Annotated in this window: 15 protein-coding genes and 4 tRNA genes; 18 read left to right on the top strand and 1 reads right to left on the bottom strand. The window is 33.7% G+C overall.

What is annotated here, in order from left to right:
• Window positions 1-71 precede the first annotated feature (71 nt).
• Together ASD98_RS12905 and ASD98_RS12910 are read left to right on the top strand one after the other, a co-directional pair.
• Window positions 72-1,343: a DUF2851 family protein gene (locus ASD98_RS12905; protein WP_056205336.1), complete on the top strand. Its 1,272-nt coding sequence runs from the start codon at window positions 72-74 to the stop codon at window positions 1,341-1,343.
• 95 nt (window positions 1,344-1,438) lie between these two features.
• Window positions 1,439-1,666 carry a PspC family transcriptional regulator gene (locus ASD98_RS12910; RefSeq protein ID WP_056205338.1) on the top strand — a complete coding sequence of 76 codons (228 nt, stop codon included), beginning with the start codon at window positions 1,439-1,441 and terminating at the stop codon, window positions 1,664-1,666.
• Window positions 1,667-1,734: 68 nt separating this feature from the next.
• On the opposite strand, the gene ASD98_RS12915 is transcribed toward ASD98_RS12910, so the two are convergent.
• The gene (locus ASD98_RS12915) at window positions 1,735-3,186 is read right to left on the bottom strand and encodes an amino acid permease (RefSeq protein ID WP_056205340.1); all 1,452 of its coding nucleotides are present in this window, start codon (window positions 3,184-3,186) and stop codon (window positions 1,735-1,737) included.
• 287 nt (window positions 3,187-3,473) lie between these two features.
• Between ASD98_RS12915 and ASD98_RS12920 the strand changes: the two genes are divergently transcribed.
• The 16 genes from ASD98_RS12920 to rplL all read left to right on the top strand — a co-directional run bounded on the left by ASD98_RS12920 (window position 3,474) and on the right by rplL (window position 12,084).
• Window positions 3,474-4,349 (top strand): helix-hairpin-helix domain-containing protein, encoded by an 876-nt coding sequence (locus ASD98_RS12920; RefSeq protein ID WP_056205341.1) that lies wholly within the window; start codon window positions 3,474-3,476, stop codon window positions 4,347-4,349.
• Between the two features lie 14 nt (window positions 4,350-4,363).
• On the top strand, window positions 4,364-5,506 hold the full coding sequence (locus ASD98_RS12925; protein WP_056205342.1) for an acyl-CoA dehydrogenase family protein: 1,143 nt from the start codon (window positions 4,364-4,366) through the stop codon (window positions 5,504-5,506).
• Between the two features lie 151 nt (window positions 5,507-5,657).
• Window positions 5,658-5,852 (top strand): 30S ribosomal protein S21, encoded by a 195-nt coding sequence (gene rpsU / locus ASD98_RS12930; RefSeq protein ID WP_012024008.1) that lies wholly within the window; start codon window positions 5,658-5,660, stop codon window positions 5,850-5,852.
• A gap of 132 nt (window positions 5,853-5,984) precedes the next feature.
• A complete protein-coding gene (locus tag ASD98_RS12935; RefSeq protein WP_056205344.1) occupies window positions 5,985-6,878 on the top strand; it encodes a tyrosine-type recombinase/integrase in 894 nt (297 codons plus the stop codon).
• Between the two features lie 34 nt (window positions 6,879-6,912).
• A complete protein-coding gene (gene hpf / locus ASD98_RS12940; RefSeq protein ID WP_053472330.1) occupies window positions 6,913-7,215 on the top strand; it encodes a ribosome hibernation-promoting factor, HPF/YfiA family in 303 nt (100 codons plus the stop codon).
• 90 nt (window positions 7,216-7,305) lie between these two features.
• Window positions 7,306-7,379 (top strand) — tRNA-Thr (locus tag ASD98_RS12945).
• Window positions 7,380-7,500: 121 nt separating this feature from the next.
• Window positions 7,501-7,581: transfer RNA gene (locus tag ASD98_RS12950), tRNA-Tyr, on the top strand.
• Between the two features lie 82 nt (window positions 7,582-7,663).
• A tRNA-Thr gene (locus ASD98_RS12955) sits at window positions 7,664-7,735 on the top strand.
• Window positions 7,736-7,790: 55 nt separating this feature from the next.
• Window positions 7,791-8,978 (top strand): elongation factor Tu, encoded by a 1,188-nt coding sequence (gene tuf, locus ASD98_RS12960; protein WP_056205346.1) that lies wholly within the window; start codon window positions 7,791-7,793, stop codon window positions 8,976-8,978.
• A gap of 60 nt (window positions 8,979-9,038) precedes the next feature.
• Window positions 9,039-9,109: transfer RNA gene (locus ASD98_RS12965), tRNA-Trp, on the top strand.
• 19 nt (window positions 9,110-9,128) lie between these two features.
• Complete coding sequence (secE, locus tag ASD98_RS12970) at window positions 9,129-9,326, top strand: preprotein translocase subunit SecE (protein ID WP_008466927.1); 198 nt, start codon at window positions 9,129-9,131, stop codon at window positions 9,324-9,326.
• Window positions 9,327-9,336: 10 nt separating this feature from the next.
• Window positions 9,337-9,888, top strand: coding sequence for a transcription termination/antitermination protein NusG (gene nusG / locus ASD98_RS12975; protein WP_007807444.1), 552 nt, complete (start codon window positions 9,337-9,339; stop codon window positions 9,886-9,888).
• 66 nt (window positions 9,889-9,954) lie between these two features.
• Complete coding sequence (rplK, locus tag ASD98_RS12980; protein ID WP_026713295.1) at window positions 9,955-10,392, top strand: 50S ribosomal protein L11; 438 nt, start codon at window positions 9,955-9,957, stop codon at window positions 10,390-10,392.
• A gap of 13 nt (window positions 10,393-10,405) precedes the next feature.
• Window positions 10,406-11,095 carry a 50S ribosomal protein L1 gene (gene rplA / locus ASD98_RS12985; RefSeq protein WP_012024013.1) on the top strand — a complete coding sequence of 230 codons (690 nt, stop codon included), beginning with the start codon at window positions 10,406-10,408 and terminating at the stop codon, window positions 11,093-11,095.
• A gap of 22 nt (window positions 11,096-11,117) precedes the next feature.
• Entirely contained in the window at window positions 11,118-11,621 is a 504-nt protein-coding gene (gene rplJ, locus ASD98_RS12990) for a 50S ribosomal protein L10 (RefSeq protein WP_056205348.1), read from the top strand.
• A 91-nt stretch (window positions 11,622-11,712) separates the two neighbouring features.
• Complete coding sequence (gene rplL / locus ASD98_RS12995) at window positions 11,713-12,084, top strand: 50S ribosomal protein L7/L12 (protein ID WP_007807437.1); 372 nt, start codon at window positions 11,713-11,715, stop codon at window positions 12,082-12,084.
• Window positions 12,085-12,296: the final 212 nt, after the last annotated feature.

The following is a 12,296-nucleotide window of genomic DNA, read 5'->3' on the forward strand; positions in this document are numbered from 1 at the left end:
CCTTTATTAATTGTAAGAATAGTACTAAATTTTTATTATTTTAGATTTTTGTAATACTATAAAATCTAAAAATGAGAGAAGACTTCCTTCATTATCTCTGGAGATTCAAAAAGTTTGACACTTTGAATCTTGTAACGGCTCAAAATGAATCTATTACCATTATTAAAACTGGCGATTATTTAGAACTTTCGGGTCCGGATTTTTTTAACGCTCATCTTAAAATTGGCGATCAAAAATGGGCTGGGAATGTAGAGATACACGTAAAATCTTCAGATTGGTATCTGCACAATCATGAAAAAGATGTCGCTTACGAAAATGTAATTCTTCATGTTGTTTGGGAAAACGATACTGCAATTTTTAGAGAAAATAATACCGAAATTCCAGTTTTAGTTCTTAAAGATTATGTAGAAAAAGAAGTTTTGGATAATTATAATGCACTGCTTTCTCCTAAAAACTGGATTTCATGCGAGAAGCAAATACATGAAATTAACGACTTTGTTTTTAAAAATTGGCAGGAAAGATTGTTTTTTGAGCGATTAGAACGCAAATCGAAATTTGTTTATGAATTGCTGGAAGAAACAAATCAGGATTGGGAATCGGTTTTGTTTTGCCTTTTGGCGAAGAACTTTGGTTTAAATACAAACGGTTCAGCTTTTCTGAAAATGTCAAAATCAATTCCTTTTTCAATTATCAGAAAAGAAAGTTTTGAAATTGAAAATCTGGAATCGCTACTTTTGGGGACTTTAAATTTATTAGACGAAGAAAAAGAAGATATCTATTTTAAAGATTTAAAGTTTAGGTATTTTTATCTTTTACATAAGTATCAGCTAGAGAAAACGTTTCTAGACCCTGTCCAGTTTTTTAAGCACCGACCGGATAATTTCCCGACAATTCGGCTTTCTCAACTGGCAAATTTATATCACAAACATCAAAACTTATTTTCGAAAATAATTGCTTTAAAATCAGCTAAAAGTGTTTATGAACTGCTAAATGTTTCGGTAAGTTCTTATTGGCAGAATCATTATCAATTTGATAAAGAAAGTCCAAAGAAAGCAAAAACATTATCAAAATCATTTCTTGACTTAGTAATCGTAAATACAATAATCCCAATCCAGTTTGCTTATTCTACTATAATGGGAGAATTTCTTTCTGAAGATTTGATTGATTTTATGAATGAAGTTGCCCCAGAAAAAAATGCCATTATAGATAAGTTTAATTCTTTCGGAATAAAATCAAAAAATGCATTTGATACCCAAACATTACTGGAACTTAAAAATGAATACTGCAATCACAAAGCATGTTTAAAATGTGCATTAGGAATGGAGCTGCTTAAAAATAATTAGGGAATTAGAAAATGTGATAATGAGATAATTTGTACTTTTGTTCTAAGCGAAGTCAAAGAATCTAAAATTTAAAGCCTTAAATCAAAAATCAATAAATGTCAGCTATTTTAAAACTAAAATTCTTTTTTGAAAAACACGGTTTTCATGTATCGTCAAGACTTGCAGATAAACTCGGAATGCGTGTAACAAGCGTAAGGTTGTTTTTTATTTACATTTCGTTTGTAACGGCTGGTTTAGGTTTTGGAGTTTACCTAACATTAGCTTTTTGGATCCGTTTAAAAGATTTAATCCGGGCTAAACGTACTTCAGTGTTTGATTTGTAAAACTTAAAAGCATAAAAAAAGGATCATATAATTTATATGATCCTTTTTTTATGCTTTTATCTGGAATATTATTTTTCCGGATTATTTAATTTACTGTTTTTCTTGCCATAAATAAAGTATATAACAATCCCTAAAGCCATCCAGACAACAAGTCTTGCCCAGCTTTCGTTTGGAAGCGAATACATTAAAGCTAAACAAATTACAATACCTGCAATTGGTACAAACGGTACCAGAGGAGTTCTGAAAGCTCTCGGAGCATCTGGCATTTTTTTACGCATAACCATCACGCCAATACAAACTAAAACAAAGGCTAATAATGTTCCGATACTTACCATGTGTCCTAAATCACTTACAGGAACAAGTCCGGCAAATAAGCTTACGAATACTAAAAAGAAAAGATTAGTTTTCCATGGAGTACGGAATTTAGCGTGAATTTCACTGAAGAAAGGAGGTAATAAACCATCTTTACTCATTGTATAGAAAACACGGCTTTGTCCCATAAGCATTACTAGCATTACAGAAGTATAACCAGCCAAAATAGCTACTATTAAACCCGTTTGTAAAAAGTCGTATCCTGTTACAGCAAAAGCAGTTGCAGCAGGTTTTGCATCTCCTGCGAATTTATAATAAGGTACAAGTCCTGTCATAACGTGAGAGAACAATACATATAAAAGTGTACAGATTATCAATGATCCTAAAATACCAATTGGCATTCCTTTTTGTGGATTTTTAGCTTCTTGTGCAGCAGTAGAAACGGCATCAAAACCAATAAAGGCAAAAAATACAGTACCAGCTCCAGCAGCAATTCCAGACCAGCCAAATTGACCAAAAACACCAGTATTTTCAGGGATGTAAGGAGTATAGTTTGTAGGATCTATAAATTTCCATCCTAAAACAATAAAGATGATAACTACAGCAACTTTAATAACAACTAAGAAATTGTTTAATGAAGCTGATTCTTTAGTTCCTTTTATTAATAATAAAGAAAGTAATGAAACAATGAATATTGCCGGTAAATTTACAATTCCGCCATTTATTACAGTTCCATTGCTAAGTGTTAGTGTTTCCCAAGGAGAACAAATTAAGTCAGGCGGTAAATGTATCCCGTATTTTGCAAGAAGTTCGAGTAAATAACGGGACCAGCTCACACCAACTGTGGCGGCACCCAAAGCGTATTCTAAAACTAAATCCCAACCGATAATCCAAGCCATAAATTCACCCATCGTAGCATAAGAGTAAGTGTATGCACTACCCGCAACCGGAATCATTGATGCAAATTCAGCATAACAAAGTCCGGCAAATGCGCAACCTACAGCTGCTAAAATAAAAGAAATTGTTACCGCCGGACCTGCGTGGTCAGCAGCTGCAATTCCTGTTAGCGAAAATAGTCCCGCTCCAATAATTGCTCCAACTCCAAGTGCAACAAGCGAACGTGAAGATAAGGTTCTTTTTAGTCCTTTTTCAGATTCGGATGCTTCACCGAGCAGTACCGAAAGAGGTTTAGTTTTCCAAATTGACATACTATTATATTGGTTTATTGTTATTAAGCTCCAAATGTATCGTTTTTTGTAAAAAATAAAAACAATTATCTTCTTTTAAGTTATAAAATATTTAAATTTTTGATTTTTCCTCCTATCAATGTTCTGTAAGAGCGGAATTTATTTTAATCTCTATTATATCGATTGAGTTTGAATGTATCAAATTAATAAATAATATTTTTAGTATTTTTCTTAATAAATAAAAATTTTATCCCGTATTTTATACTTTTTATAATAGCAATACATTTATAATAATCACAGATTTCAATATGTTCAAGCAATATTTTAAATTTACAAGCCAACAAAGAATCGGTATTTTTTTACTTTTTATAATTATTATTGCGCTGCAGTTAATTTATTTTTTTGCCGATTTTAATCGACCTATAAAAACTTTTGCGGAAGAGGATAAATGGTTATCGTTACAAAAAGAAATAGATGGAGCAAAAGAGACAAAATATAAGGAGAAACAAAAAGTGTATACTTTCAATCCTAATTTTATTTCTGATTATAAAGGATACAAACTCGGAATGTCTGTTGAAGAAATAGACCGTTTATTAGCTTTTCGAAAACAAGATAAATATGTAAACTCAGCCGAAGAGTTTCAAAAAGTAACACAAATTTCAGATTCATTATTAAAGGTAATATCTCCATTGTTTAAATTCCCGGATTGGACTCAAAAGAAAAATGACATTAAGACGGAGAAAAAAGAATATGTTCAAAAAACATTTTCTAAAAAGGAAAACATAATAATCAAAGATATAAATCAAGCCAGTCAAGAAGATTTAATTGCAATATATGGTATTGGAGAAGCATTGTCTTCAAGAATATTAAAACAGAAAGAAATTTTAGGTGGTTTTGTTTCTATGGAGCAGCTTGAAGAAGTTTGGGGACTTTCGCCAGAAGTTATAACGCAGCTAAACAGTCATTTTAAAGTTATTATTCCAGCAGGTTTTAAGAAGATAGCCGTAAACGACGCGACATTAAAAGAATTATCGCAATTTCCGTACTTTAAATATTTTCTTGCAAAACAAATTGTTACTTATAGAAGTATGAACGGAAATTTTAATAATATTGAGGATTTGTCAAAAATTAAAGGTTTTCCTGTTGAAAAAGCAAAAATAATTAGTTTATATTTGGAGTTCTAAAAAATTAGTAAATAATGAATTTTGATTATAACGAAATGCAGTCGATGATTGCTCAATCTATAAAAGACTTTGCAGAAAAGAATATAAAGCCCTATATAATGGATTGGGATGAAGCCCAAATTTTCCCGGTAGATTTATTTAAAAAACTCGGAGAAATGGGGTTTATGGGAGTTTTAGTGCCTGAAGAATATGGTGGGTCTGGATTAGGTTACCACGAATATATTACAATTATTGAGGAAATTTCAAAAGTAGATCCTTCAATTGGTTTGTCGGTTGCAGCACATAATTCGCTTTGTACAAACCATATTTTGACATTTGGAAACGAAGAACAAAAGAAAAAATACTTACCAAAATTAGCTACTGCCGAATATATAGGGGCCTGGGGTTTAACAGAACATAATACAGGATCTGATGCCGGAGGAATGAATACTACGGCTGTTAAAGACGGAGATTTCTGGATTATTAATGGTGCTAAAAACTTTATCACACATGCTATTTCTGGAGATGTAGCCGTTGTAATCGTTCGAACAGGAGAAAAAGGCGATTCTAAAGGAATGACTGCTTTTGTATTAGAAAAAGGAATGGCAGGGTTTTCTTCGGGTAAAAAAGAAAATAAATTAGGAATGCGTGCAAGCGAAACAGCTGAATTAGTTTTTGACAGCTGTCGTATACCTGATGCAAATAGATTAGGTGAAGTTGGGCAAGGATTTGTTCAGGCAATGAAAATTTTAGACGGAGGCCGAATTTCAATTGGAGCTTTATCTTTAGGAATTTCAAAAGGAGCTTATGAAGCCGCATTAAAATATTCAAAAGAAAGATATCAGTTTGGTCAGCCAATAAGCAGTTTTCAGGGAATTTCATTTAAACTGGCGGATATGGCAACAGAAATCGAGGCCTCAGAATTATTATTGCACAAAGCGGCCTATTTAAAGCAACAGCATAAGCCGGTAACAACATTGGGAGCAATGGCAAAAATGTATGCTTCAGAAGCTTGTGTAAAAATCGCAAATGAAGCAGTGCAGATTCACGGAGGTTATGGTTATACAAAAGATTTTCCGGTAGAGAAATTTTACAGAGATTCTAAGTTATGTACGATTGGTGAGGGAACAACTGAAATTCAAAAATTAGTTATCTCCAGAAATTTGTTGAAAGAGTAGATTTTGTTGTAAAATGTAAAAAGTGATATGTCAGATAAAAATCAGTTTCACAACTTACATTTTACAACAAAAAAATAATTCACAATTTATAATTCATAATTCATAATTAATTTCTACATTTGCAGCCTTAACGAGAGGAGGTGTCTATATTATGTTAATTATACCAATTAAAGACGGAGAAAATATCGATAGAGCATTAAAGCGCTATAAAAGAAAATTTGATAAAACAGGAACTGTTCGTCAATTAAGAGCACGTACTGCTTTTATTAAGCCTTCTGTTGTAAAAAGAGCTCAAATTCAAAAAGCTGCTTACATCCAAACTTTGAAAGATAGTTTGGAAAGTTAGTATTTCGCTTTTCAAAAATAATTACCGTTAGTCATCAAAAAGTTTTAACTTTGATGCTAACGGTTTTTTTTATTTTAAAAATCTTCTGATGATTTATATATAATAGGTATAAATCAAAAAAAAATCTTTCCTATGAAATCAAATAAAGAAGCTTTTCGTGATTATTTACAGTTGGAAAAAAAATATTCTCCACATACCGTTAATGCCTATTTGAATGATATTGGTTTTTTTGAAGAATTTAATAAATCTCGTTTTGAGCAGGAAAATGTCGAGAAAGTTAATTATGCTCAGATAAGAAGCTGGATTGTTTCTTTGGTTGATCAGGAAATCTCTAATGTTTCTGTAAATCGAAAAATGGCGTCCTTAAAAGCTTTTTATAGATTTCTTTTAAAAATTAAGCAAATAGAGGTGAATCCTATGCTTAAGCATAAAGCGCTTAAAACTCCTAAAATTGTCCAGATTCCGTTTTCAGAAAAAGAAGTAAATGATTTGATGCTTGGGGTGGATTCTCCATCCGGATTCGAAGAAATTAGGGATAAGCTTATTGTTGATCTTTTTTACACCACAGGGATGCGGCGTGCAGAATTAATAAGTTTAATGATAAAGAATGTTGATTTGTCTTCTAATCTTATTAAGGTGTTGGGAAAAAGAAATAAGGAGCGAATTATTCCGCTTCTGCCTATTGTTGCGGATCAAATTAATTCGTATTTAAAAGAAAGATCTGGGGTTGAGGAAATCATAGATTCTGATTATTTTTTTATTTCGAAAAAAGGGTTAAAATTGAGTGAATCGTTTGTGTATCGATTAATAAATTGTTACTTTAGTAGGGTCTCTGAAAAGGTGAAAAAAAGTCCTCATGTGCTTCGGCATACTTTTGCGACTCATTTATTAAATAACGGAGCAGATTTAAATTCAGTTAAGGAATTATTAGGACATTCGAGTTTGGCATCTACGCAGGTTTATACTCATAATAGTTTAGCAGAACTTAAAAAAGTTTATTCAGATGCTCATCCAAGAAATAAATAATAATTCTGAAATGTTTAACCCTAAAATAATTATTATGAAGGTAGATGTTCATGCAGTTAACTTTACTGTCGACAGAAAATTGGTGGATTTTATTCAAGAAAGAATGGATAAGCTGGAAAAGTATTACGACCGAGTTGTTTCGGCTGATGTTTTTTTAAAAGTTGAAAGAACAAGTGATAAGGAGAATAAGGCGGTAGAGATTAAGATTAATGTTCCGGGAGATGAATTTTTGGTTAAAAAGCAATGCAAATCGTTTGAAGAAGCAGTTGAGCTTTCGGCAGAATCTTTAGAGCGTTTGCTGGTAAAAAGGAAAGAAAAAATAAGAGCACATATTTAATTGAAATTTTTTTTAAAAAATGTTTTGATTCAAAGATAAAATAGCTACATTTGCAGTCCGTTAGAAATAGCGGACTTTTTTAATGCATTCGCCGATGTAGCTCAGCTGGCTAGAGCAGCTGATTTGTAATCAGCAGGTCGTGGGTTCGAGTCCCTCTATCGGCTCAAAAATATTTCAAATGCGATTTGAAATTGGTTCTTTTAAAATATTGGAAAACAAGAATTTACGGTATAAATTATGGTTGAGGTAATCTAAAATCTACAAATTAAAAACCATAAATCATTCGGGGAGATACTCAAGCGGCCAACGAGGGCAGACTGTAAATCTGCTGTGTGAACTTCGCAGGTTCGAATCCTGCTCTCCCCACAAAAAAAGAAGTTAAGATTTTAAATTTTAGATTTTTGAAAATCTAAAATCTGAATTCAAAAATCTAAAATCAGAACTCTCTGCCGGTGTAGCTCAGGGGTAGAGTGCTTCCTTGGTAAGGAAGAGGTCTCGGGTTCAAATCCCGACATTGGCTCAAGTAAGTAGGAAATTGAAAATTAATATATAACTAAGATTAAAAATTAAGTAAAATGGCAAAGGAGAATTTTAATCGTTCCAAACCGCACTTAAACATAGGTACAATTGGACACGTGGATCACGGAAAAACTACATTAACTGCTGCAATTACAAAAGTATTGTCAGATGCTGGTTACTGTCAAGCAAAATCGTTTGATCAAATCGATAACGCTCCAGAGGAGAAAGAAAGAGGTATTACTATTAATACATCTCACGTAGAGTATGAAACAGCTAACCGTCACTACGCTCACGTTGACTGTCCAGGTCACGCGGATTACGTAAAAAACATGGTTACTGGAGCAGCTCAAATGGACGGAGCTATCTTAGTAGTTGCTGCTACAGATGGTCCAATGCCACAAACTCGTGAGCACATCCTTTTAGGACGTCAGGTTGGTATTCCAAGAATCGTTGTTTTCATGAACAAAGTGGATATGGTTGATGATGCTGAGTTGTTAGAGCTTGTTGAAATGGAAATTAGAGATTTATTATCTTTCTACGAATATGATGGAGATAATGGTCCTGTTGTTCAAGGTTCTGCTTTAGGAGGATTGAATAATGATCCTGCTTGGGTACCAAAAATCATTGAATTAATGGAAGCTGTTGATGCTTGGATCGAAGAGCCAGTGCGTGACGTTGCTAAACCATTCTTGATGCCAGTTGAGGACGTATTTACAATTACTGGTCGTGGAACTGTTGCTACAGGTCGTATCGAAACTGGTATTGCTAATACAGGTGATGCTGTTGAAATCATCGGTATGGGAGCTGATAAATTAACTTCTACTATTACAGGAGTTGAGATGTTCCGTAAAATCCTTGATAGAGGTGAAGCTGGAGATAACGTAGGTTTATTGTTAAGAGGTATTGATAAAGAATCTATCAAAAGAGGAATGGTTATCATTAAGCCAGGATCAGTAAAACCACACGCTACTTTCAAAGCTGAGGTTTATATCTTGAAAAAAGAAGAAGGTGGACGTCATACTCCATTCCATAATAACTACCGTCCACAGTTCTACGTACGTACAACTGACGTAACAGGAGTTATTACTTTACCAGAAGGAGTAGAGATGGTAATGCCAGGGGATAACTTGACTATCAATGTTGCTTTGTTAAGCCCAATCGCAATGAGCGTAGGTTTACGTTTTGCTATCCGTGAAGGTGGTAGAACTGTAGGTGCAGGTCAGGTGACTGAAATCGTAGGATAATCCTATAAAAACTATAAAAAGCCAGTTGATTTTCTTAACTGAAATCACTGGCTTTTAATTACGGGCGTAGTTCAAGGGTAGAATAGCGGTCTCCAAAACCGTTGATGGGGGTTCGAATCCCTCCGCCCGTGCAATAAAAAAATATATCAAATGACAAAAGTTACTAATTATTTATCAGAGGCTTTCGAAGAATTAAAGTCAAATGTTACTTGGCCTGCTTGGGCTGAAGTTCAAAAATTGACAATTGTTGTGGCTGTATTTTCGATTCTGTTCGCTTTGGCAACTTGGGGAGTAGACGAATTTTTTGCAAAAGCTTTGGCTGGATTTTTTAACTGGTTAAAAGGATAATTTTTTTGTGATGGCAGATAATAATGTGAAAAAATGGTATGTGGTTAGAGCTGTAAGCGGCCAGGAGAATAAGGTTAAAGCTTACATTGAAACCGAGATTGCCAGATTAGGTATGGGTGATTATGTTTCCCAAGTTTTAGTGCCTACTGAAAAAGTGGTTACTGTAAAAGAAGGAAAGAAAATGTCTAAGGATAAAGTTTATTTCCCTGGATATGTTATGATCGAAGCTAACTTGGTTGGTGAGATACCTCATATTATTAAATCTATTACAAGTGTAATTGGTTTCTTAGGTGAGATTAAAGGAGGAGAACCTGTTCCTTTGAGATTGTCTGAGGTAAATCGTATGTTAGGTAAAGTAGATGAGCTAGCTGTAAATACAGATACTCGTGCTATTCCTTTCAGCTTAGGTGAGACAGTAAAAGTGATCGATGGTCCTTTTAATGGTTTCAATGGTACGGTTGAAAAAATCAATGAAGAAAAGCGTAAACTTGAAGTAATGGTTAAAATTTTCGGAAGAAAAACTCCATTAGAATTGAGTTTTATGCAAGTTGAAAAAGTATAATTTTTTGTTACATATAATATCTATCACAATCGCTTCCAATTGATTGTGGTATTAAATTTTTTAAAAATGGCTAAAGAAATTAGTAAGGTAGTTAAACTACAAGTTAAGGGAGGTGCTGCGAATCCGTCGCCACCGGTTGGACCTGCTTTAGGAGCTGCTGGGGTTAATATCATGGAGTTCTGTAAGCAATTTAATGCTAGAACTCAGGATAAACCTGGCAAAATTTGTCCAGTGCAAATCACTGTGTACAAAGACAAATCATTCGATTTTGTTGTTAAGACTCCTCCAGCAGCAGTTCAGTTAATGGAAGCTGCAAAGCTAAAATCTGGTTCTGGTGAGCCTAATCGTAAAAAAGTAGCTAGTGTTACTTGGGAACAAATTAGAGCTATTGCTGAAGACAAAATGCCTGACTTAAATGCTTTTACAGTAGAAAAAGCAATGAGTATGGTTGCTGGAACAGCTAGATCTATGGGTATAACCGTATCAGGAGATGCTCCTTTTTAATTAAGAAAAAGACATGGCAAAATTAACAAAAAAGCAAAAAGAGGCTGCTTCAAAAATTGAAAAGAACAAATTATACTCTCTAAAAGATGCTGCGGCATTATTGAAAGTTGTTGCTTCTGCAAAATTTGATGAGTCTGTTGATATCGCAGTTCGTTTGGGTGTTGATCCAAGAAAAGCGAATCAAATGGTAAGAGGTGTGGTAACTTTACCTCACGGAACAGGAAAGGATGTTAAAGTATTAGCATTGGTTACTCCAGATAAAGAGGCTGAAGCAAGAGAAGCTGGAGCAGATCATGTTGGTCTTGATGATTACTTACAAAAAATTAAAGATGGTTGGACAGATGTTGATGTTATCATCACTATGCCGGCTGTTATGGGTAAATTAGGTCCATTAGGTCGTATTTTAGGACCTAGAGGTTTAATGCCAAACCCTAAAACAGGTACTGTAACTATGGATGTTGCAAAAGCTGTTCAAGAGGTTAAAGCTGGTAAAATTGACTTTAAAGTTGATAAAACTGGTATCGTTCATGCAGGAATTGGTAAAGTTTCTTTTGGAGCTGAGCAAATTGTTGACAACGCACACGAAATTATTCAAACATTAATAAAACTTAAACCAACTGCTGCTAAAGGTACATACATTAAAGGTATTCACCTTACAAGCACAATGAGTCCTGCTATTGCATTAGACCCAAAAGCAGTATAATTGGTAGTTAAAAATTTTTAGTATGACTAGAGAAGAAAAATCAATCGCGATTGAAAATTTAACTGCGCAGTTAGCTGGTACAAATATCATTTATGTATCTGATATTTCTGGTTTAAACGCAGAAACAACTTCAAGCTTACGTAGAGCTTGCTTTAAAGCAGGTATCAAATTAGAAGTTGTAAAGAACACTTTGCTTGCAAAAGCAATGGAAGCTTCTTCTACTGATTATGGTGACTTACCTTCAGTTTTGACTGGTAATAGTGCTATATTCATTTCTGATGTAGCTAATGCTCCTGGAAAAATCATTAAAGATTTCCGTAAGAAATCTGATAAACCAGTTTTAAAAGGTGCTTTCATTAACAATGAAATTTATATTGGAGATAACCAATTAGATGCATTAGCAACTATTAAATCTAAAGAAGAGTTACTTGGAGAACTTATTGGATTATTACAATCTCCAGCTCAAAGAATTATTTCTGCTTTACAAAACAAATTCGCTGGAAGCGAAGAAGAAACGGAAGCATAATAATCAAAGCAGGGAGCTTGCTTCCTTGTTGCTTAATTAGCGCACAATAAATAAATTATATTTTTACAAATCATTTTAAACGATAGAAAAAATGGCAGATTTGAAACAATTCGCAGAACAATTAGTTAACTTAACAGTTAAAGAAGTTAACGAATTAGCAACAATATTAAAAGACGAGTATGGTATCGAGCCTGCTGCTGCAGCTGTAGTAGTTGCTGCTGGTGGTGGAGAAGGTGCTGCTGAAGAAGCACAAACTGAGTTTACAGTTGTATTAAAAGAAGCTGGTGCTTCTAAATTAGCTGTTGTAAAATTAGTTAAAGAACTTACAGGTTTAGGTTTGAAAGAAGCTAAAGATGTAGTTGACGGAGCTCCAAGCAACGTTAAAGAAGGTGTTTCTAAAGAAGAGGCTGAAGGTCTTAAAAAATCATTAGAAGAAGCTGGAGCTGTAGTTGAACTTAAATAAGTTCACTCGGTTTTAAGAACTAGGTTTAGGTCTTGAGTCAAAACTCAATGGCCTAAACCATTTTTCGTATAATAAAATAGTACAAGTTTTATTATCCCAATAGTTTAAAATACGAAAAAGTTTTTGATCAATACGAAGAAAAAAAATTGAACCGATTTTCCTGGTTTATTTTTAAAGATGTATTGATTATAATAAGAAAGTATAGATTAAAC

Origin of the sequence: Flavobacterium sp. Root186, from assembly GCF_001428525.1 — a bacterium.
GTDB lineage: Bacteria > Bacteroidota > Bacteroidia > Flavobacteriales > Flavobacteriaceae > Flavobacterium.

Bases quoted from the DNA above. Each gene is read 5' to 3' on its own strand.
- ASD98_RS12905 (WP_056205336.1), top strand. From the start codon at position 72: ATGAGAGAAGACTTCCTTCATTATCTCTGGAGATTCAAAAAGTTTGAC.
- ASD98_RS12910 (WP_056205338.1), top strand. From the start codon at position 1,439: ATGTCAGCTATTTTAAAACTAAAATTCTTTTTTGAAAAACACGGTTTT.
- ASD98_RS12915 (WP_056205340.1), bottom strand. From the start codon at position 3,186: ATGTCAATTTGGAAAACTAAACCTCTTTCGGTACTGCTCGGTGAAGCA.
- ASD98_RS12920 (WP_056205341.1), top strand. From the start codon at position 3,474: ATGTTCAAGCAATATTTTAAATTTACAAGCCAACAAAGAATCGGTATT.
- ASD98_RS12925 (WP_056205342.1), top strand. From the start codon at position 4,364: ATGAATTTTGATTATAACGAAATGCAGTCGATGATTGCTCAATCTATA.
- rpsU (WP_012024008.1), top strand. From the start codon at position 5,658: ATGTTAATTATACCAATTAAAGACGGAGAAAATATCGATAGAGCATTA.
- ASD98_RS12935 (WP_056205344.1), top strand. From the start codon at position 5,985: ATGAAATCAAATAAAGAAGCTTTTCGTGATTATTTACAGTTGGAAAAA.
- hpf (WP_053472330.1), top strand. From the start codon at position 6,913: ATGAAGGTAGATGTTCATGCAGTTAACTTTACTGTCGACAGAAAATTG.
- tuf (WP_056205346.1), top strand. From the start codon at position 7,791: ATGGCAAAGGAGAATTTTAATCGTTCCAAACCGCACTTAAACATAGGT.
- secE (WP_008466927.1), top strand. From the start codon at position 9,129: ATGACAAAAGTTACTAATTATTTATCAGAGGCTTTCGAAGAATTAAAG.
- nusG (WP_007807444.1), top strand. From the start codon at position 9,337: ATGGCAGATAATAATGTGAAAAAATGGTATGTGGTTAGAGCTGTAAGC.
- rplK (WP_026713295.1), top strand. From the start codon at position 9,955: ATGGCTAAAGAAATTAGTAAGGTAGTTAAACTACAAGTTAAGGGAGGT.
- rplA (WP_012024013.1), top strand. From the start codon at position 10,406: ATGGCAAAATTAACAAAAAAGCAAAAAGAGGCTGCTTCAAAAATTGAA.
- rplJ (WP_056205348.1), top strand. From the start codon at position 11,118: ATGACTAGAGAAGAAAAATCAATCGCGATTGAAAATTTAACTGCGCAG.
- rplL (WP_007807437.1), top strand. From the start codon at position 11,713: ATGGCAGATTTGAAACAATTCGCAGAACAATTAGTTAACTTAACAGTT.